The sequence below is a fragment of the Ensifer sp. PDNC004 genome, from assembly GCF_016919405.1.
Taxonomy (GTDB): Bacteria; Pseudomonadota; Alphaproteobacteria; order Rhizobiales; family Rhizobiaceae; genus Ensifer.
Window position 1 is genome coordinate 874,706 of record NZ_CP070353.1, and the last position, 20,637, is coordinate 895,342.

The 20,637-nt window shown below is 63.4% G+C and carries 18 protein-coding genes and 1 pseudogene; 10 read left to right on the forward strand and 9 right to left on the reverse strand.

Features of this window, described 5'->3' with window-relative positions:
• Positions 1–110: 110 nt before the first annotated feature.
• The 7 genes from JVX98_RS12205 to JVX98_RS12235 all read left to right on the forward strand — a co-directional run bounded on the left by JVX98_RS12205 (position 111) and on the right by JVX98_RS12235 (position 6,196).
• The gene (locus JVX98_RS12205; RefSeq protein WP_192446205.1) at positions 111–1,040 is read left to right on the forward strand and encodes a MoxR family ATPase; all 930 of its coding nucleotides are present in this window, start codon (positions 111–113) and stop codon (positions 1,038–1,040) included.
• Positions 1,040–2,293 carry a VWA domain-containing protein gene (locus JVX98_RS12210; protein WP_205238742.1) on the forward strand — a complete coding sequence of 418 codons (1,254 nt, stop codon included), beginning with the start codon at positions 1,040–1,042 and terminating at the stop codon, positions 2,291–2,293. The genes JVX98_RS12205 and JVX98_RS12210 overlap by 1 nt, the downstream gene beginning before the upstream one ends.
• A gap of 25 nt (positions 2,294–2,318) precedes the next feature.
• Positions 2,319–2,651: an XdhC family protein gene (locus tag JVX98_RS12215; protein WP_205238743.1), complete on the forward strand. Its 333-nt coding sequence runs from the start codon at positions 2,319–2,321 to the stop codon at positions 2,649–2,651.
• A gap of 2 nt (positions 2,652–2,653) precedes the next feature.
• On the forward strand, positions 2,654–3,355 hold the full coding sequence (locus JVX98_RS12220; RefSeq protein ID WP_205238744.1) for an XdhC family protein: 702 nt from the start codon (positions 2,654–2,656) through the stop codon (positions 3,353–3,355).
• Entirely contained in the window at positions 3,352–4,980 is a 1,629-nt protein-coding gene (locus JVX98_RS12225; RefSeq protein ID WP_205238745.1) for an NTP transferase domain-containing protein, read from the forward strand. The genes JVX98_RS12220 and JVX98_RS12225 overlap by 4 nt, the downstream gene beginning before the upstream one ends.
• Complete coding sequence (locus JVX98_RS12230; protein ID WP_192446200.1) at positions 4,973–5,290, forward strand: TfoX/Sxy family protein; 318 nt, start codon at positions 4,973–4,975, stop codon at positions 5,288–5,290. Before JVX98_RS12225 ends, JVX98_RS12230 begins: the two co-directional genes overlap by 8 nt.
• 108 nt (positions 5,291–5,398) lie before the next feature.
• Positions 5,399–6,196 (forward strand): S9 family peptidase, encoded by a 798-nt coding sequence (locus JVX98_RS12235; protein ID WP_246765008.1) that lies wholly within the window; start codon positions 5,399–5,401, stop codon positions 6,194–6,196.
• A 78-nt stretch (positions 6,197–6,274) separates the two neighbouring features.
• Here the strand turns inward: JVX98_RS12235 and JVX98_RS32305 are convergent.
• The 6 genes and pseudogenes from JVX98_RS32305 to JVX98_RS12260 all read right to left on the reverse strand — a co-directional run.
• Positions 6,275–6,676: pseudogene (locus JVX98_RS32305) on the reverse strand (NUDIX domain-containing protein); the annotation flags it as partial.
• A 9-nt stretch (positions 6,677–6,685) separates the two neighbouring features.
• On the reverse strand, positions 6,686–8,194 hold the full coding sequence (locus JVX98_RS12240; RefSeq protein WP_192446198.1) for a DEAD/DEAH box helicase: 1,509 nt from the start codon (positions 8,192–8,194) through the stop codon (positions 6,686–6,688).
• 185 nt (positions 8,195–8,379) lie between these two features.
• Positions 8,380–9,627, reverse strand: coding sequence for a M23 family metallopeptidase (locus JVX98_RS12245; RefSeq protein ID WP_371826542.1), 1,248 nt, complete (start codon positions 9,625–9,627; stop codon positions 8,380–8,382).
• A 190-nt stretch (positions 9,628–9,817) separates the two neighbouring features.
• Complete coding sequence (locus tag JVX98_RS12250) at positions 9,818–10,645, reverse strand: ferritin-like domain-containing protein (RefSeq protein ID WP_043614454.1); 828 nt, start codon at positions 10,643–10,645, stop codon at positions 9,818–9,820.
• Positions 10,646–10,653: 8 nt separating this feature from the next.
• Positions 10,654–11,121, reverse strand: a complete 468-nt coding sequence (locus JVX98_RS12255; protein ID WP_205238748.1) for a peroxiredoxin — start codon at positions 11,119–11,121, stop codon at positions 10,654–10,656.
• 55 nt (positions 11,122–11,176) lie between these two features.
• Entirely contained in the window at positions 11,177–11,404 is a 228-nt protein-coding gene (locus tag JVX98_RS12260; RefSeq protein WP_205238749.1) for a hypothetical protein, read from the reverse strand.
• 127 nt (positions 11,405–11,531) lie between these two features.
• On the opposite strand from JVX98_RS12260, the gene JVX98_RS12265 reads away from it, so the two are divergent.
• Complete coding sequence (locus JVX98_RS12265) at positions 11,532–14,924, forward strand: DUF3971 domain-containing protein (RefSeq protein ID WP_205238750.1); 3,393 nt, start codon at positions 11,532–11,534, stop codon at positions 14,922–14,924.
• A 151-nt stretch (positions 14,925–15,075) separates the two neighbouring features.
• Here JVX98_RS12265 and tyrS read toward each other — a convergent pair whose 3' ends face one another.
• On the reverse strand, positions 15,076–16,329 hold the full coding sequence (gene tyrS, locus JVX98_RS12270; RefSeq protein ID WP_192446193.1) for a tyrosine--tRNA ligase: 1,254 nt from the start codon (positions 16,327–16,329) through the stop codon (positions 15,076–15,078).
• A gap of 100 nt (positions 16,330–16,429) precedes the next feature.
• Between tyrS and JVX98_RS12275 the strand changes: the two genes are divergently transcribed.
• Both JVX98_RS12275 and JVX98_RS12280 read left to right on the forward strand, forming a co-directional pair.
• Positions 16,430–17,551: an anhydro-N-acetylmuramic acid kinase gene (locus JVX98_RS12275; RefSeq protein WP_205238751.1), complete on the forward strand. Its 1,122-nt coding sequence runs from the start codon at positions 16,430–16,432 to the stop codon at positions 17,549–17,551.
• A 140-nt stretch (positions 17,552–17,691) separates the two neighbouring features.
• Positions 17,692–18,891, forward strand: a complete 1,200-nt coding sequence (locus JVX98_RS12280; RefSeq protein WP_205238752.1) for a diguanylate cyclase — start codon at positions 17,692–17,694, stop codon at positions 18,889–18,891.
• Between the two features lie 11 nt (positions 18,892–18,902).
• On the opposite strand, the gene JVX98_RS12285 is transcribed toward JVX98_RS12280, so the two are convergent.
• Both JVX98_RS12285 and JVX98_RS12290 read right to left on the reverse strand, forming a co-directional pair.
• Positions 18,903–19,721, reverse strand: coding sequence for an alpha/beta fold hydrolase (locus JVX98_RS12285; RefSeq protein WP_192446190.1), 819 nt, complete (start codon positions 19,719–19,721; stop codon positions 18,903–18,905).
• A 207-nt stretch (positions 19,722–19,928) separates the two neighbouring features.
• The gene (locus JVX98_RS12290; RefSeq protein ID WP_205238753.1) at positions 19,929–20,606 is read right to left on the reverse strand and encodes an alpha/beta hydrolase; all 678 of its coding nucleotides are present in this window, start codon (positions 20,604–20,606) and stop codon (positions 19,929–19,931) included.
• Positions 20,607–20,637: the final 31 nt, after the last annotated feature.

Sequence of the window (20,637 nt, forward strand, 5' to 3'; positions counted from 1 at the left end):
ATCTACTGCTCATCGCAACATGAGAAGATCGCTCTAAGTCGTTGAGCTCGCCGGTGGATCTTGTCCCCTTCCAGCTTCCAGCGATCGATTCGGGCCGTGGTGGAGGAGACATGGCGATAAAGGCGGCAACGGGCCTGCCACAGTCCATCGAAGAGACGATGGCATTGCTGGAGGCGCATGATTATCTCGCCGGCACGGCGCTGGCGACGGTGCTGTTTCTTGCCCTCAGGATGAAGCGCCCGCTTTTTCTCGAAGGCGAAGCCGGCGTCGGCAAGACCGAGATCGCCAAGGTACTGGCCAAGGCGCTCGACCGGCCATTGATCCGGCTGCAATGCTATGAAGGTCTCGACGTCGCCTCGGCCGTCTACGAATGGAACTATCCAGCGCAGATGCTCGAAATCCGCCTGTCGGAAGCATCCGGCAAGGTCGATCGCAAGCGAGTCGAAAGCGATATATTCTCCGAACGTTTCCTGATCCGCCGCCCGGTCTTGCAGGCGATTTCGTCGAACGGAGGACGTGCGCCCGTTTTCCTGATCGACGAGCTCGACCGGACAGATGAAGCCTTCGAGGCGTTCCTGCTGGAAGTTTTGTCCGATTTCCAGGTGACGATTCCGGAACTTGGTACGATCCGGGCGGACGAACCGCCTGTCGTCATCATCACCACCAATCGCACCCGCGAGATCCATGACGCGCTGAAGCGGCGCTGCCTCTATCATTGGGTCGATTATCCCAAGGCGGCGCAGGAGCTGGAGATCATTCGCCGCAAGGTTCCCGGCTGCAACGCCACCCTGTCACGCGAAGTCATCGCCTATGTGCAGCGGCTGCGCACGATCGACCTCTTCAAGAACCCGGGCGTTGCCGAAACCATCGACTGGGCAACGGCGCTGACGGAGCTTGACCGGCTGGCGCTCGATCCGGAGACGATTGCCGACACGCTCGGAACGCTGCTGAAATACCAGGACGACATCGCCAGGATAGAGGGAGCAGAGGGGCGAAAGCTGCTCTCCGAGGTCAAGGCGGAATTGCTGGCGGCAAACTGATGACGGAGGCGCGGGAGCACAGGAACGATGTTCCCCCGCCAATCGCGGTAGGCGACGGACGGCTTGCCGACAATATCGTGTTCTTCGCGCGCGCGCTCCGGCGCGCCGGCATCAAGATCGGGCCAGGCGCCATCGCCGACGCCATCGATGCAGTGGCGTTGATCGGGATCGGCGGACGGGACGCGTTCTACGCCGCGCTGCAATGCGTCTTCGTCAAGCGTCACGAGGACCAGCCGGTCTTCGACGAGGCGTTTCGCCTATTCTGGCGGTCGCGCGGTCTCGTCGAAAAGATGATCGCGATGATGTCGCCGCTGGCGCCGGAACGCGAGAGCGAACGGCAACAGCGCCGGGCAGGCGAAACCCGCGTCAGCGACGCGCTGCTTTCCGGGCACGAGGCTGATCGACCGCCACGCGACGAGCCGGAGATCGAGGTCGATGCCCGTTTCACGGTCTCCGGTCGCGAGCTTCTGCGCGGTGCCGATTTCGCGCAGATGAACGCTGCCGAGCTTGCCGAAGCCAAGCGTGCGCTCTCGGCCCTGACGCTGCCGATGGACCGCGTCGTCACGCGGCGCTTCCGCGCCTCGAAGCGTCAGATCCGCATCGACCCGCGCGCAACCATGCGCGATGCCATGCGCTTTGGCGGCCAACTGATCCTTCCGCGGTTTCGGGAGCGGCGCGTCGTCCATCCGCCGCTCGTCGTGCTCGCCGACATCTCCGGCTCGATGAGCCAGTACACCCGCATCTTTCTGCACTTTCTGCATGCGCTGACCGAGGAGCGGCGGCGTGTGCATACCTTCCTCTTCGGAACCCGGCTGACCAATGTCTCGCGCCAATTGCGCAATCGCGATCCGGACGCGGCGATCGATGACTGCGTCGCTGCGGTCAAGGACTGGTCCGGCGGCACGCGCATCGGCGAGACCTTGCACGAGTTCAACCGGCGCTGGTCGCGGCGCGTGCTCGGGCAGGGTGCGATCGTGCTTCTGATTACCGACGGTCTGGAGCGCGACGACGTGGCCGATCTCGAAATCGAGATCGATCGCCTGCACCGATCCTGCCGGCGGCTGATCTGGCTCAACCCGCTGCTGCGCTTCGACGGCTTCGAAGCGCGCGCGCGCGGTGTGCGGGCGATGCTGCCGCATGTTGACGAATTCCGGGCCGTGCACAATCTTGAATCGATTGGCGAACTGGTGAAGGCGCTTTCCGGGCAGGGCTCCCGCCAGGCGGATCCGAGGCGGTTCATCGAACCAAGATGAACGGCACTGATGGGAGGTGGCAAGCATGGGGCAGGCAGTCAATGTTCTCGATCCGCTCGACATCGCCGAGGCCTGGCTGAAGGAGGGACGCCGGGTGGCGATCGCAACGGTGATCGAGACCTGGGGCTCGGCACCACGGCCGGTCGGCAGCCATCTGGTGATCGATGGCGACGGCAATTTTCAGGGCTCGGTTTCGGGTGGGTGCGTCGAGGGCGCCGTCATCACCGAGGCAACCGACGTAATCGCCTCGGGTGCTGCGAAAATACTCGAATTCGGCGTCGCGGATGAGACCGCCTGGCGCGTCGGTCTTTCCTGCGGCGGCAGGATCCGGATCCTGGTGGAGCGAGTAAACGGCTGACAATGGAACGGGCGATCCTGGAAAAACTCAACCTTGCGCGCGCGGCCCGCCGCGCCGCCGTCACCGTCAGCGACCTTGCCGGCGACGTCCGCGTCCACCTCGAAGGCGACGACTGTCCCGAACCCTGGCGCGAGGCCGTTGCCCGTGCCTTGCGATCCGGCCGGGCCGGCATCGTCGAGACCGGGCAGGGTGCCTTCTTCCTCAATGCCTATCTGCCGCCGCCGCGCATCCTCGTCATCGGCGCAGTGCACATTTCACAGGCCCTCGCGCAGCTTGCGCCCGTTGCCGGTTTCGACATGACCATCATCGATCCGCGCACGGCTTTCGCCACGCCGGAACGTTTTGCCGGTGTCGACCTCATCGCCGAATGGCCAGAGGACGCCCTGAAACTCAGACCGCTCGACCGCTTCACAGCCCTTGTCGCCGTGACGCACGACCCGAAGATCGACGACGGACCGATCCGGGCGGCATTGTCGGCCGGTTGCTTCTATGTCGGCGCGCTCGGCAGCCGCAAGACCCACGCCACGCGGATCGAAAGGCTGCGGCATGCGGGGGTCGCCGATGCCGACGTGGCCCGCATCAGTGCACCGATCGGCCTCGATATCGGCGCGGCAAGTCCGGCCGAAATCGCGGTTGCGATCCTCGCCGAAATCATCGAGGCGCTGCGACGGCGTGACGTTGGCGCCGCGGGGAGTGGAGCATGAGGTTCGGGCCGCTCAAGGTCGCGGAAGCAGAGGGCGCCATGCTCGCGCATGCGGTGAAGGCCGGCGACCTCAGGCTTCCGAAGGGGCATCGGCTCACGTCCGCCGACATCGCCGCTTTGATCGCCGCCGGCGTCGATGCGGTTGTGGTTGCGCGGCTTGATGCCGGCGATTTCCCGGAAGACGAGGCGGCCACGCGCATTGCCACGGCCATCGCCCCCGATCATCTCCGGTTCTCGCGGGCTGCGACCGGCCGCGTCAATGTCTATTCCGAGGTCGCCGGTCTCTTCGTTGCGAGCCGCGAAATCGTCGATCGGTTGAACCGCATAGATCCGTCCATCACTTTCGCCTGTCTCGCCGACCATGTGCCGGTGCAGCCCGGCGATATGGTCGCGACGATCAAGATCATCCCGCTTGCGGTCGCCGGTGCCTTCGTCGAGCAGGCGGAAAGGCTGCTGCGCGACCATCGCCCCTTCGAGGTCAAGCCGTTCGTGGCGCGGCGCACGGCGTTGATAGCAACGGAGTTGCCAAACCTCAAGCCGCAGGTGATGGACAAGACACATGCCATCCTGGCGGCGCGGTTGCGACAGGCCGGAAGCGAACTCCTCACAGAACGGCGCGTCGCGCACAGAGAGGACGCCGTTGCGACGGCGATCGCCGAAATGCGAGAAACGCACGACCTGATTGTCGTCTTCGGCGCGTCAGCGGTTGCCGATCCCGACGACGTCGTTCCCGCGGCAATCCGGCGAGCCGGCGGCGCGGTTGATCACGTCGGAATGCCTGTTGATCCCGGCAATCTTCTCGTTCTCGGCCGGGTCGGCGAGACACCGGTGATCGGTGCGCCCGGCTGCGCCCGCAGTCCGCGCGAGAACGGCTTCGACTGGATCCTCGACCGTATCCTTGCCGGCGAGTGGCCGAGCTTCGATGATATTACCGGCCTTGGGGTCGGCGGTCTCCTGAGCGAAATCCCGACCCGGCCGCAGCCGCGCGATACTGCAACGGAGTTGTCTTTGCCCTTGGTTTCTGTCGTCGTTCTGGCCGCCGGCCGGGCCAGCCGGATGGGCGCGGACGGCGGACACAAACTTCTCGCCACCTTCGACGGCGTGCCGCTCGTGCGCCGCAGCGTCGAAGCCGCGCTCAGGGCCGCGCCGGGCAGGGTCAGCGTTGTGACCGGCCACCGCGAGGCCGACATCCGCCACGCGCTGCAAGGGCTGCCGGTGACATTCGTCTCCAACCCCGACTACATCTCGGGCATGGCCTCCTCGCTAACAGCGGGGCTTTCAGCAATTGGGACGCGGGCGGCCGGCATGCTGGTCATGTTGGCGGACATGCCCGGGATTACCGGCGACGACCTGCGGCGGCTCATCGAGCGTTTCGTCGCCGAGGGCGGCCGCTCGATCATCCGGGCGACCGCCGGCGGGCAGCGCGGCAATCCGGTGATCCTGCCGCGCCAGACATTTTCGGCGATCCGGCAGTTGCTCGGAGACGTTGGCGCAAGGCACATCATCGAAAAGAGCGGCCTGCCGGTCATCGATGTCGAACTCGGCGCCGCGGCGCGCCTCGATCTCGATACGCCGGAACAGATCGTCGCCGCTGGCGGTATCTTGGAGGAACAGACGCGTGGATAATGCCGCAATCGAAGAGATGTTCGAAGTCCTCGGGCCGGTGACCATCAAGCGGATGTTCGGCGGAAAGGGCATCTATTGCCAGGGCGTGATCTTCGCGCTTGAGGTCGACGGCGAAATCCTGCTCAAGGGCGACGAGCAAACAGCGCCGGCGCTTGAGGCGGCCGGTTCGCGGCAATGGGCCTACGACGGCAAGGGCAAGCCGGTGAAGATGCCCTATTGGAGCATTCCGGACGACGCATTCGACGATCCGGACGAGATGGCGCGCTGGGTGCGGCTTGCCTATGAGGCAGCGCGGCGCTCCCGGAAGTAGGCCGCCCAACATATGCGCGGCGCCTCAGATGAAATATAGATCACCGCGCCGCCTATCCGCGCGTCCAGGTGACGTCGAGTGGGTTCAGGGATGCCAGTCACACGACACATGATCCCGCAAGGTGACGGAACGGCCGTTGAGCTGTTCCAGGCGTCTGCCATCGGAACCGCGCCAACGGGTGCAATTCTGCTTATCCACGGCAACCAGGGCGGACGTCGTCTCGGCGCAAGCGAATTTGTCGACAGCGGCGCTCTCACGCGGCTTTCGTCCCGACTGAACATTGTGACGGCGGCGGTTTCCCAGCCAGGCTTCGGCGCCTCGGACGGGCCCGCGGATTTCTGTGGCCCCCGAACGCAGCAAGCCGTAATTGCTGCCGTCGCCTTTCTGAGAGAGCACCCCGCAATCGATCCGGACCGGATTGTTCTCTATGGAAACAGCCGCGGCGCGGTCGCTGCGGCTATGGTCGCAGCTCAGCTATCCGACCTTCGTGCCGTCGTTCTGGCAAGTGGCGTCTATGATCTCGATAGCGTTTTCGACAACGCTCCTATGGGCATCCGGAAGGCGATAGAACTTGAGGCCGGGCTTTTCAGTGAAGCCTTCAAGGCTCGCTCCGCCTTGCATCATGTTGGTAATATCAGGTCGGAGATCCTGCTTTTGCACGGACGGCATGATGACCGCGCGCCCGCTTCCCAGGCAGAGGCGTTTTACGAAGCCTTGTCCGACGCCGGCGTGCCCGTCGACCTAAAGGTATTCGACTGCGGGCACCGTATCCCGCGTGACGAATCACAACGGGTGCTCGGCGAGTTTCTGGAGAGGATTTTCGCTTCCGGCGTCACACGCCACCAGGCATTGCGCTCGGAAGACGGTTGTTCCTCCAACAGCGGTACCCGAAAAATTGCGGAATGAAACGCGCCCGATGAACGCCGGCATCGATTTGACCAATCGCCGCCAAGCTATGCGGCGACACCGTGTTCCTGGCTTGCGCAAGGCTTCAGCAGCGTCGGCGGTAAAACGGGACAGCGGTTGGGGCAGGGCGTCGAGGCTGAACCAGCCGAATTCGGAAAGCTTGTCCGGCTCGACGAGTCGCGGCTCGCCGGAGAAATCCCGGGTCACATAGATCATCGAGATCCAGTGCTGGCGATCAGCTTCGATCACCTGTTCGCTCAGGCAGAGGAATTCGCTCGACCGGATCTTGAGGCCGCTTTCTTCTTCGGCCTCGCGTCGGGCCGCAGCTTCCGAGCGTTCCATATGGTCGACCTTGCCGCCGACGATGTTCCAGTAACCGGCCTCAGGCGCCTTCAAGCGCCTGTAAAGCAGGATCTTGCCATCGCGCACGATGACAAGTCCGCAGCCGAAGCCCGGAAAATCGACGCCTGGCTGGCCCATCCGCTTGGATCAGGCCTTGCCGGCGATCAGCATGAATGCGGGGATTTCGTCGCCGAAACCGACCGGCGTCGGGCCGTCGTCATAGTCGCGGCGGTGGCGGTTGCGGCGGTCGCGATTGTCGTCGTTGGCAGGGTTCGATGCACGCACCGGACGATCGCCACGATTGTTCTGTGCCTGCTTGTTCTCTGCGCTGCGTGCCGGTTTCACCGATTCCGCCCTTTCCACGACTGTTTCAATTTCGGCCTCACTATCGGCACGCACGGTATCGGATTTATGATCGGAACGGCCCCTCGAGCCACGATCCCCATCTTTTTTCCGGTCCTTGCGGCCATCACGACCGCGTTCACGGCGGCCGGTATCGTGGCTTTCCATCGGCTCAGGCAGATTGGAAAGGTCGCCGTTCAGCCATTCGACGTTCTGGCCGATCAGCTTTTCAATGGCGTCGGAGAATTTCGTGTCGCGCTTGGTGACCAGCGTGAAGGAGGCGCCCGAGCGGCCGGCACGGCCGGTGCGTCCGATGCGGTGGACGTAGTCTTCCGCATGGATCGGAACGTCGAAGTTGAAGACGTGGCTGACATCAGGGATATCGAGGCCGCGGGCCGCAACGTCGGAGGCGACGAGCAGCTTGATGTTGCCGTCCTTGAAGTTGGCCAGCATCGTCATGCGCGACCGCTGGTCCATGTCGCCATGCAGCGCACCGACGGAGAAGCCGTGGCGGTCGAGCGAACGGAAGAGGTCGGCGACATCCTTCTTGCGATTGCAGAAGATGATCGCGTTCTTCAGTTCGTCCTGGGCGCGAATCAGATCACGCAGTACCGCGCGCTTCTCGTAATCCTTGGCATGCGCCGCAACGAAGCGCTGCGTCACCGTCTGAGCCGTGGAAGCCGGGCGGGCGACTTCGACGCGCTCCGGGTTCTGCAGGAAGCGGTCGGCAAGCTTCTGGATTTCCGGCGGCATCGTCGCCGAGAAGAACAACGTCTGGCGCGTGAACGGGATCAGCTTGGCGATGCGTTCGATATCGGGAATGAAGCCCATGTCGAGCATACGGTCGGCTTCGTCGATGACCAGGATTTCCACGCCGCTCATCAAGAGCTTGCCGCGCTCGAAGTGGTCGAGCAGGCGGCCGGGCGTGCAGATCAGCACGTCAGCGCCACGCTCAAGCTTGCGGTCCTGCTCGTCGAAGGACACGCCGCCGATCAGAAGCGCGATGTTGAGTTTGTGGTTCTTGCCGTACTTGTCGAAGTTCTCTGCGACCTGTGCGGCGAGTTCGCGCGTCGGCTCCAGAATGAGCGTACGCGGCATGCGCGCGCGGGCGCGGCCCTTTTCGAGCAGCGTCAGCATCGGCAGCACGAACGAAGCGGTCTTGCCCGTGCCCGTCTGGGCGATGCCCAGAATATCACGACGCTGCAGCGCCGGCGGGATAGCGCCTGTCTGGATCGGGGTCGGGATTGTGTAGCCCGCATCGGTGACAGCGGAGAGAACTTTTTGGCTCAGGCCAAGGTCAGCAAAATTGGTCAAAGGGAAATCTGTTTCCGTTCCGGTTCAATAGAACACTGATCGATCGATGGAAAACGCACGAGCACGTGGCCGCGCTCTTAAGCTGAACGCCGCCGAAAGTCAAGAAATCCAGCACGTTGAAGCAGTAAAAGGTAAATAGTGGCGAATCTGTCGCATTTCTTGTCAAGCGGAACCGCGCGGTAGCGTCAGTTCATATAGCTTGCAAGCTTGGTGCTCGCATCCAGAAACCGCATGGGATCCACGGCATTGCCATTCAGCCGGATTTCATAGTGCAGGTGCGGTCCGGTGGAGCGCCCGGTGTTGCCGGACTTGGCAATGACTTCGCCAGCCTTCACCCGGTCGCCGGCTTTCACCAGCACGGTGGAAAGGTGGGCGTAGCGCGTCGCGACACCATTGCCGTGGTCGATCTCGACCATGTTTCCATAGCCGCCGGTCAACCCTGCATTGGTCACCGTTCCAGGGGCCGCCGAGCGGATGCGGGTGCCGACCGTTGCGCGAAAGTCGATGCCGGCATGCAGCGCCAGACGCCCGAGAAACGGATCAAGCCGGTTGCCGAAGTCGCTGGTGATGTCGCTGGCCGGCGAGGGGTTGCCGAAGGGCAGCTTGCGGACCTCGGCGCGCGTGCGGTCGAGCTCCAGGAGTGCGGTATCGAGTGCGGCAAGCGAACGGCCGAAATCGTCATCGTTCACAGGCTCGACGAAGGGGCCGCCGATCGCTGCCTCGGCGGAGCCGGATATGTCGTTGGCCGGAATCAACTCGGCAACATCGTCGACGGGCAGGTCGACACCGGTGCGCCCGACGATCGAGCGAATCGCACCCGACGTTTTCGCCGCGCCGTCCGTCAGCTGCTGGACCCGCGTCATCTGCTCGCGCTCGACATCCTTCAGCGAGAGCGTCACTTTTGAGAAAATCCGGTCGGCGCGGTCGGAACTTGATTCGCCGGCATCGGGTGCTGCATAGGCGAGGGCGGGGACAGCCGCAGCACTGACCGGCGCAACGTTCAGTCCCATCAGCTTCTCGATTGCCTTGACACTACCGCTGCCGCTCGCGTCGGCGCGTTTGTCATAGGCAAGCGGCTCGACGGTCGCGGGCGCGTCGGTTGCGGTCGTGACGCCGGAATTTTCGGCCCTTTCGACAAGGGCGCCGAGCTTTCCGTTGCGCGAGGTCAGCGCCATCTGCTGGCGCAGCAGCTTCTCGACCTTTTCCTCGACCACTTGCTGGTCGAGCAGTTGCCGGCTGGTGACCCGATCGACCTGCGCCCGCAGCGCGGTGATCCGATCCTCGTATTCGTGCTGCATGCGGGCCTGGCGGGCAATCGTGCCGCCGATCAGGTCGTCGCGCAAAACCAGATAGGAAGTGGCCGCGAGATAGCCGATGCTGCAGACGCCGGCGAAGGAGACGGCGATCGCCGCCATCCACGGACGCACGGTCATGTGCCGGACCTTGTCGCCGCTGGCCAGGATCAGGACGTGATTCTGTCTGCGTTTTCCAAAGGTACGATTTGCCTGATGTCCAGACACCCGTTCTCTCCCGCCATGTGCGCGTTGCCTCGCATCACCTGGGGTCATTACACTTTGTTAGGGTTAACAATCGGTAAGCAAGATTGCGGGAGGGTGATGGCCGCTAACGATTGGTCGATGCGGTCATCGAGCGGTAGAAGGACGGCGTCAGGCCGGCCTCGGCGCGGGCGATATCGTTGAACGGCGCCTTCAGGGGACCGCGGAAATTGGCGCGCACCAGCGCCTGGAAGGTCGCCGCCGGGTCCTTCTTCTCGCGGGCGCAGAGAAAACGGAACCATTTGGCGCCAACGGCGACGTGGCCCTTCTCGTCCTCATAGATGACGTCGAGCACGGCAGCGCTCTCGAAGTCGCCGGTTTCGCGCATCTTGGCCTGCAGCGCCGGCGTCACATCGAGACCGCGCGCTTCGAGAATGAGCGGCACCACGGCGAGCCGCGCCGTCAGGTCGTTGCGCGTATCATGCGCCGCCTGCCAGAGGCCGTCATGGGCGGGCAAGTCGCCATAGTCTGCGCCGAGGTCGTTCAGCCTCTGGCGGACCATGCGGAAGTGTTTCGCCTCTTCGAAGGCGACACGCATCCAGCCGTCGAAGAAGGAATTGGGCACCGGCTCGGTCGCAAAGCGGGCAACGATATCAAGGGCGAGATCGACGGCGTTCAACTCGATATGGGCGATCGAATGGAGGAGGGCGATTCGGCCCTTCAGCGAGCCGAGAGACCGTCGCTTGACCTGGGTCGGTGGTGTCAGCACCGGCTTGTCGGGCCGGCCCGGGCGTACCGGCACCGGCCGGTCGAGCGGCGAGCGCAGCGACAGCGTGCGGCGCTGCCAGCGACGCGCCGCTTCCTGCGCAAGCGCCGTCTTGACCTCGAGGTCCGCGGCGCGGATCGCTTCGACGGCGCCGCCCCGCAGGCTGTGAAACACGGGCAACTCGCTCATCGGCGTCCTCAGATCGCCTTTGCGGCGTCGAGGACCTCGCGGGCGTGGCCGTCCACCTTCACCTTCTCCCAGACCTTGACGACGACACCGTCTGCGCCGATCAGGAAGGTGCTGCGCTCGACGCCCATATATTTGCGCCCGTACATCATCTTCTCGACCCAGACGCCATAGGCCTCGACCACTGCCTTCTCCTCGTCGGCGGCAAGCGGCACCGTCAGGTTGTGCTTCTTGGCGAAACGGTCGTGCTTCTTCACCGAATCGGGCGAAAGCCCGATCAGGGCGATACCGGCTGCGGCGAATTCGTCGGCCAGCTCCGAAAACGAGATCGCCTCGAGCGTGCAGGCCTGCGTGTCGTCCTTCGGATAGAAGAACAGAACGACCGGACGGCCGCGCAGGGCCGAGAGCGAAACCGTACCGCCGCCGTCACGCGGCAGGGTGAAGTCGGGAGCGACATCTCCGGGAGCGGGTCTTGCCATGATTAAACCTTCCTTCCGCCAAGTTTTGCAGACAATCACGCACTACTGCATGTTTTCATTGGTCTTTGCCGACCAAAGGGCAAAACGTGCAGTGCTCAAGGTAGTCGAGCGATATTTGCGCGCCACAGGGCACGCGATGCTCTTGGGCATAGCGAAAATCGTCGACCGCCGTCCAGCGCATTTGTGCTAGATTCGACAGGTTTCGGACGGCATGGGCCGCTACGAAACGTTGCAATCGCCTGCGCGCGCGAATTCCATCGCAGGTGGTCGCTTTCCACAGCATGGTCCCGCGTCCCTTGGTGACTCGGCACGATGACATGTGGTCTACAGAAGCGAGAAGTAGTCGCCCCGTACCGTGAGAGACGAAGGGCGGCGACGAAGCTCGTATCGAACGGAGGACGTCCGCGCTGATGAGTGAGATCCGCGGCGAAAAAGTCGGCTTTCGCAAGAAAGACATCGTCGCGTTGCATGCGTTGCCTTCAGCGCAGGCGCACGAACCCATGATCGTGCACGCGCCGCGCAAGAACAGAGCCGCGCGCTTCTGCGCCAAGATCGCACTGCTGATATCGCTGCTCGCGCTTTCCATCGCGGCAATCCTCATCGTCGTCATCGAAAGCGGAATGATGGACAGCACGCTCAATGCGCGCGCTCGCACCGCACTCAATGCAGCACTCGGCGACACCTATCGCGCCGAGGTCGGCAGCACCGTCGTGCGCATGACCGCAGGCGGCGCGATTGCGCTCAGGGCCCGCGAAGTGGCGCTCAGCGAAGCCTCCTCCGGCCAGCCGGTTGCCAAGCTACGCGCGATCTCGATCGCGCTCGACCCGCTGGCGCTGATGACCGGCCGCATCGCCGTCTCCAATCTCGAGGCGGAAGGCGGCGACTTCGATACAGGGTTGCTGCCGCGCGGCGAGCCGCTCGATCTGACCAAGATCCGCATTGCCGACGTCGGCGATGCGCTCGAAGCAATCTTCTCGCACGTCGATCGCATGTCGCAGATGGCAGCCGGCCGCGGCAGCCAGAAGGTCACGCTCTCGGATTTCAGTTTCTCCGTCATCGGCTCCCGCGATCGCGTCGTGCCCGTCGTCGCCAAGGCGCTCGAGTTCAACCGCAATTCTGGCGGGTCTATGAGCGTCAAGGGCAGCGTCACCGTGGATGGGGTGGAGGTCGATCTCAGCGCCGACGCCCTCGGCGACAAGGGACACATGACCGGCTTCGAAGCGTCGATCACCAATCTGCCGCTCGCGCCCTTCTTCTACCATGGCAAGGTTGGTTCGGAGCCGCCCTTCGGAGTCGTCGCGTCGGCCGGGCTGTCGCTGAAGGCGACGCGGGCCGCCAGCAACGCGAAACCGGATCTGCGCGTGACGGTGCGCACGTCCAAGGGCGAGTTCCACGCAGGCAACCTCATCTCGACCCTCAATGCCTCGCAAATGGACGTCGCCTATGACTTCGAGCGCTCGTCCGTCGAGATCCTGCCGTCGTCGGTCAAGATCGGCCGTTCGACCTTTCCGTTCACCGGGGCGATCATCGACCTCGACAAGATTGCCGGCGCAACGGAGACCGGGTTTGCCATTGACCTCCTGCTCAAGAATGCAAGCTCCGCCCCGGAAGACGTCGCTGATGCGCCGCTGATCTTCGATGCCAAGGCAAATGGCCGCTTCGTGTCGGACAAGCGCCAACTGATCTTCGACCAGCTTGCGGTGTCGACCCCGCTCGGTTCGATGTTTGGCTCGCTTTCCGTCGCCTTCGGCAAGACCTCGCCACAGATCAGCTTCGCTTCTGTCAGCGATCGCATGGAGGCGACCGCCGTCAAACAATTGTGGCCGTGGTGGCTCGCCAAGGGCGCGCGCCGCTGGGCGATCGCCAACCTCTTCGGCGGCACGGTTACCAATGCTCGTATCGAGGTGTCGGTCGCAGAGGGCCGGATCGCCACCAATGAAGGCGAGCTCAAGCTCGACGAGCAGGAACTCAATATCAATTTCGACATCGACGACACCCGCATCAACATTACCGGCGAGATACCGCCGCTGCGCGACACATCCGGCAAGTTCAAGCTGAGCGGCCAGCGCATGACGGCGGAGATCGAGAAAGGGACCGCCTTCTTCCCGTCGGGACGCTCGGTCGCGCTCAACGGCGGCGACTTCATCCTTCCCGACGTCTATACGAAACCGCTGATGGCGGAGATGAAGATCGAGGTTGGCGGCAATGCCGATGCGATCGCCGAGCTCGTCAGCTACAAGCCGATCCAGGCGCTGCAAAAGACCCCCCTGCTACCGGAAGATTTCAGCGGCCCCCTGACGGCTGTCGTCGGTGCCCGATTCGGCCTCATCTCGGATCAGAAGCCGCCGAAGCCGCTCTATCAGGTGGAAATGCAGCTCGATAAGGTCAGCGTGAATAAGGCCCTCGAAGAGCGCCCCGTGACGGACCTCGTCGGGACGTTCCGCGTCGACAATCAGCAGGCGGTTCTGGAGGCTGATGCAAGGATTGAAGGCGCCAAGGTCAAGGTCAAGCTCACTGAGCCGGTGGATGTGAATTCGACGGTGAAGCGTTCGCGCCATATTTCGGGCACGCTTGAAGACGGCGTCTGGCAGAAGATCGCATCGGGCCCTTCGAGCATAATCTCCGGTCCGATTACGATTGATGTCACCATCGACGAGAACCGCAAGCAAAAGGTGAAGATCGGACTTGCCAAGGCGGCGCTGTCGCTTCCCTGGATTGGGTGGAGCAAGGGTGTCGGCATACCGGCTGAAGCACAATTCACGTCGAGCACGGACGACGACTTGTCGACAATCAGCGACTTTGCGCTTGCCGGCGACGGTTTCGGCGCGCGTGGCACTTTTCAGGTCGACGATCGCGGCCTCGTCTCTGCCGACCTGGACAATGTCCGCCTCGCGCAAGGTGACGACTTCAAGGTTGCCATCGATCGCACCAAGAGCGGTTACACGGCGTCACTGAGCGGCGCTGCGGCCGACATAAGGCCGATCCTTGCGCAATTGAAATCGGGAAGCGACCAGGGCCAGGGCGGTGGCGACGACATCACCGTCAAGGCTCTGCTTGGCCGTGTCACCGGCTTCAACGGCGAATCGCTGTCTAACGTCAATCTCGTCTACGGCGAACGCGGACGCCAGATCGAGGACGTCAACCTGTCGGCTGTCACAAGCAGCGGCCAGGCGCTGGTTGCCCGGCTCGCCAAGGCCGGCGCCGACAACACGCTGGAACTGACCACGGGCGATGCCGGCGCGCTGGCGCGGTTTGCCGACATCTACCAGAACATGCGCGGCGGCCTGCTCAATCTCAAGCTACGCGATCGCGGCGGCCGTTCGTGGCGCGGCAGCGTCGATATCCGCAAGTTCCAGCTTGTCGGCGAGCAGCGCCTGCAATCGATGGTGTCGACGCCAACCGGTGCCGACGGCCGAAGCCTCAACCAGGCCGTGCGGCGCGACATCGACGTGAGCTCGGCCCGCTTCGAACGCGGCTTCGCGCAACTGGCGCTCGACCGCGGCGCGATCCGCGTCGATGGCGGCGTGCTGCGCGGGACGGATGTCGGCGCGACCTTCCAGGGAACGGTGCGCGACAACAACGGCATCATGGACATGACCGGCACCTTCATGCCGGCCTACGGGCTCAACCGCATCTTCGGCGAACTGCCGCTGATCGGCGTGCTGCTCGGCAACGGCCGCGACCGCGGCCTGCTCGGCATCACCTTCAAGCTCAACGGCCCGTTCAACCAGCCGAAGCTGACGATCAACCCCTTGTCGATCATCGCGCCGGGCGTCTTCCGCAGCATCTTCGAATTCCAATAAAAAAAGCCGGCGCACTGCATGTTCCTTAAATCGTCGCCGATTTAAGGACAAAACATGCAGCACTTCAAAGTTCTACAGCGACCTTTGCGCGTCTTAACAGACGCGCGGCGCTGTCGGGCCGGCCTTTCTAATCCTTGAGTGGTGCTCCGCTTCAGGCCGGGCGCACCAGAATGTGCTTCTTCTTGCCGAGCGACAGCTTGACGACATTGTCGGCGGTCACGTCGCCGGTGCCGATGACCCGGCGCTCGTCACTGACCGCATCGTCGTTGATCCTGACGGCACCGCCCTGGACATGACGACGGGCTTCGCCGTTGGAGGCGGCAAGGCCTGCGCGCACGATCAGCGTCAGCAGGCCGAGGCCGGCTTCGAGTTCGGCGGTCGGGATTTCGACCGACGGCAGGTCGGCGGCAAGCGCGCCTTCCTCGAAGGTCTTGCGGGCGGTCTCCGCCGCCTGCTCGGCGGCCGGGCGGCCGTGCAGCATGGCGGTGATTTCCGTCGCCAGGATCTTCTTGACCTCGTTGATCTCCGATCCGCCAAGCTTGGAGAGGCGGTCGATTTCGGCCATCGGCAGGGTCGTGTAGAGCTTCATGAAGCGGGTGACGTCGGCATCCTCGGTGTTACGCCAGTACTGCCAGAAGTCGTAGGCCGACAGCATATCCGGGTTCAGCCAGATGGCGCCGTTGACCGACTTGCCCATCTTGGCGCCCGACGAAGTCGTCAGAAGCGGCGAGGTCAGCGCGTAAAGCTGCTCGGTGCCCATACGGTGGCCGAGGTCGATGCCGTTGATGATGTTGCCCCACTGGTCCGAGCCGCCCATCTGCAGACGGCAGCCGGTACGCTTATGCAGCTCGACGAAGTCGTAGGCCTGCAGGATCATGTAGTTGAATTCGAGGAACGACAGCGACTGCTCGCGATCAAGCCGCGTCTTGACGCTGTCGAAGGACAGCATGCGGTTGACCGAGAAGTGACGGCCGACGTCGCGCAGGAATTCGAGGTAGTTGATACCGAGCAGCCAGTCGGCGTTGTTGATCATCAACGCGTCCTTCGGGCCCTCGCCGTAGTTGAGGTAATTGGAGAACACCGTCTTGATGCTGGCAATGTTGGCGTCGATCGTCGCCGGCGTCATCAACTGGCGCGCCTCGTCCTTGAAGGACGGGTCGCCGACCATGCCGGTGCCGCCGCCCATCAGCGAGATCGGCCGGTGACCGGTCGCCTGCATCCAGTGCAGCATCATGATCTGGATCAGGCCGCCGGCATGCAGGCTCGGCGCCGTCGGGTCGAAGCCGATATAGGCCGTCACGGTTTCCTTGCGGAACAGTTCGTCCAGGCCAGTCTCGTCGGAGATCTGGTGGATGAAGCCACGCTCGCTGAGGGTGTGAAGGAAATCGGACTTGAAACCGGACATGATCTGTCTCTCTTGCGGGGGGAGTTTTTGAACGAACGGGCGTTTAGCACTGTTTTTGCGCATAATCACTTCAAAAGTGATTCTGGAAATATTGACCCGCATGACACAGACAAGAACCGCGATGGGCCTGATGAGTGGCACAAGCATGGACGGCATCGACGTCGCCCTGCTTCGAACCGATGGGGAGACCGTCGTCGAGCGCGGCCCATCCGCCGGCTTTCCCTACGATGCGCGTTTTCGGGATCGCTTGAAACAGGGACTTGTCGACGCGAAGGCGATTACGCAACGTGACCAAAGGCCGGGCGCCCTTGACGAGCTTGAGCGCGACCTGACGCTGCGACACGCAGAAGCGGTCAAGACCTTCCTCAAGCAGAACAGGCTGTCTGCGGCGGATATCGACGTGCTCGGCTTTCACGGGCAGACCGTGCTGCATCGCCCCGACGAGGCTCTGACGGTACAGATCGGCGACGGTGTGCTGCTTGCCGGAGAAACGGGCATCGATGTCGTCTACGACATGCGCGCCAACGACATGGAACATGGCGGGCAAGGCGCGCCGCTGATCCCCGCCTACCACGCGGCACTGGCGCGTGGCGCGGCCGGCCTTGCAGCCCCGGTTGTCTTCGTCAACATCGGGGGCATTTCCAACCTGACCTTCATTGGCGAAGGCGAGACGGTCATCGCCTATGACAGCGGCCCCGGCAACACGCTGATCGACCAGTGGGTCGAGGCGCATGCGGGCATTCCCTTCGACCAGGGCGGCATGATCGCCAGCGAGGGAACGGTGCTGCCGGCGCTTGCCGAGCGCTATCTCTCCAATGCCTTCTTCACCGCGACCACGCGCCGCTCGCTGGACCGGAACGATTTTGCACCGCCGGCTGGAAGCGACGCTGGCCTCGCCGACGGTGCCCGCACGCTAGCCCATGTCACGGCGGCAGCGATCATCAAGTCGGCCGGGCACCTGCCGCAGCGGCCGGCCACCTATGTCGTCTGCGGCGGCGGGCGGCTCAATCCGGTGATCATGCGCGACCTTGCTTTGCTTGCCGAGGAAGAGGCCGCGACGGTGCTTGCGGCGGAAACCGTGGGCTTCAACGGCGATTCAATGGAGGCCGAGGCCTGGGCGTATCTCGCCGTTCGCTCCTTGCGCGGTTTGCCGCTCACCTATCCGGGAACGACGGGCGTGCGGCAGCCAGTCAGCGGCGGCCGGCGCGCGGCGAAAACTTAAAGTTGATCTCGCGTTTCGCCATGAGTTCGTCACCCGGACGGATTAATCAAATTTTCGCAACAGCGAATTAGGATCTCAGCCGCTGCCACAGGAGGTGGCGAGGAGCGGCTTGGTGCCGCACGAGGGTTTCGGGTTCTTCGATGGGTGGTGCGATTTCTCTGCTGGCCGTGAATTTCATCATCGCGCAGATCTTCACAGCCGCATTTCTCATCATTGCTGCAAAGAGCCGGCAGCGGCGTACAGCGCTCTGGTGCGCCGCCGGATTTGCCGTCGCCTCGCTTGCAGCCGTCTGCGAAGCCATCGTTCCTTTTTCCTCGACCCCGCGGCTCTTTGCCATCAGCGCCTTTGCCTGCGTGCTCGGCGGCTTCTGTCTCCTGCGGTTTGGCCTCGGCCTTTTCTATCAGGTGCCGGTGCGCCTGCCGTTGCTCGGCGCCTTCTTCGTTGCCGGCGTTTGCCTGGACCTGGCGATCTACGACCTGCCGAGAGGCACCTGGCAGCATGCCATCCCGTACCAGGCGCCTTTTGTCGTGATCCAGGCCTGGACGGCATCGGTCGTCCTGCGTTCCGGCCGCCGCACCTTCTTTGACTGGCTGCTGTTCGGCCTGCTGGCGCTCTCGGCCGCCTATTACTTCGTGAAGATCTATGCTGCGGTCGTCGCCGGTTCTGGCGCGACGGCCCAGGACTACGTTTCCAGCCCCTTCGCGCTCATCTCGCAGGCGTTCGGCGCGATCCTCATTGTCGGCGCCGGCCTTGCCATGCTCGGCGTGATGGTCAAGGAGATCGTCGACGACGCGCAGGCGCGCTCGGAAATCGACCTGCTCTCCGGCCTCTACAACCGCCGTGGCTTCATCGAGCGGGTCATGCCGCTGCTGCACGCCCGCGCCACCCAGACGCCGGGCACGCTCATCCTTGCCGATCTCGACCGCTTCAAGCTGGTCAACGACACCTACGGCCACCTCACGGGCGACGAAGTCATTCGCCGGTTCGCCCGGGTGCTGATGGACGTCATGCCGAATCGCGCCGTTGCCGGCCGTCTCGGCGGTGAAGAGTTCGCGGTGTATCTGCCCTGCACGGATCTGTCGGAAGCGCGCGTCGTCGCCCATGGCATGCGTGCAGCGATCATGTCCCAGCAGATCGGCGGTCTTCCGGAAGCCGCACGGGTGACGGCAAGCTTCGGCGTCACGGCCGTCGGTACCGGTGAGGCGCTGGAGCCCGTGATACAGCGCGCTGACGAGGCGCTCTACACGGCGAAAGCCAACGGTCGCAACCGCGTCGAATGCGCCGAAGCACCGACCACGGTCGTCAATCCCAGCGTTCCGCACTGGATCGGGCGATCATAGGCCACTGGCGTCTAGGCGATGCATTTTTCTCGGAGAAACCGGAGGATATCTTCGGTGAACTGGTGCGGGTTCTGTAGTATCGAAAAATGGCTGACCTCAGGCTGGATCAACAGGCCGGCACCCGGAATGTTGTCGGCGATGAACAGCGTGTCGTCGCGTTTGATGGCTTCCTCATGGTCCCCGTCCACCACCCAGACAGGGATCCGGATTTTCTGAAGATCGATGGCGGTGATGTTCGGCTGCGAAGTCCACATCGCATTCATCTCGCGGAAGAAGCACTCAAATCCCGCTGGGGTCGACGACCGCAGAGCATACTCTTCGCCCGTTCGCGCGATATAGGCGTTGAAGACTGCACTCTTGGACAGATCGTGTGTTCCGGACGGATTGCTGTTCGCCCCGAAGGAAAAGACACCGGCTATGAGGTCCGGGTGTCGAATCGCCAGCAGGAGCCCGATAATCGCGCCGTCACTCCAGCCGACAATGCACGCCTTCGGCAAGGTCAGGTGCGCCATTAGTGCCATGACATCACCTGCCATCAGATCATAGCTCATGCTCCCGCTACCCCGGGAGCTGCGTCCGTGGCCGCGGCTGTCCATCACGATGACCTGATAGCTCTTGGCAAGCTCGGCGACCTGAAGCCCCCAATAGTCGGAGTTGCCGAGCCCGCCATGGAGCAGAATGACGGGAGCGCCCGAACCGTAGACCGCATACCAGATCCTGGCGTCCGCGACCTCGACAACACCCTCTTGACCGCCGGCCGGAAGCTTTGGCGTGGCGGGCAAGGTTAGCCACCTCGGTGAGGACGCCGACCCATTCGACACCTGCGACATGGCTCCCCTCCTGCGAACACTGCTCGGCTCTGCCCCACCCAAACAGCCTAGACTTGCACTATACGCCGATCGCACGGCGCTGAAACTCACCCTGTCGGGTGAGCGCTATCGTGGCCCTCAGGCGCACGACCACTGGGCGCATTTGTCCATAAAAAATGCCGCGCACCCGAAGGGATACGCGGCGTTTCTGTACTTTGGTCAGGGTCTTTAGCGGATGCGCTTTGCGGCCGGCTCAGGCGTCAGTTCGCCGTTGAGGCGACGGTCGAGATAATCCTCGCATTCACCCATCAGGCTCTCGACCTGGCCGTTGAAGAAGTGATTGGCGCCGGCCACGGTCTTGTGGGTGATGAGAATGCCCTTCTGGGCCTTCAGCTTCTCGACGAGACCGTTGACGTCCTTTTCCGGCGCGACCTTGTCGGAATCGCCGTTGATGATCAGGCCAGAGGACGGGCAGGGCGCCAGGAACGAGAAGTCGTAGATGTTCGGCTGCGGCGCGACGGCCATGAAGCCTTCGATCTCCGGGCGGCGCATCAGGAGCTGCATGCCGATCCAGGCGCCGAAGGAGTAGCCGGCGACCCAGCAGCTCTTGGAATCGGGATGCAGGCTCTGCACCCAGTCGAGCGCCGAGGCTGCGTCGGAAAGCTCGCCGGCGCCATGGTCGAATTCGCCCTGGCTCCGGCCGATGCCGCGGAAATTGAACCGGAGCGTGGTGAAGCCGCGCTTCTGGAACATGTAGAAGAGCTGGTAGACGATCTGGTTGTTCATCGTGCCACCGAACTGCGGGTGCGGGTGCAGGATGATGGCGATCGGCGCGCTCTTCTGCTTCGAAGGCTGATAACGGCCTTCGAGGCGGCCGGCGGGTCCGTTGAAGATGATTTCGGGCATTGGCTCTCCGGGAGTGTTCCTGGTTCGAATC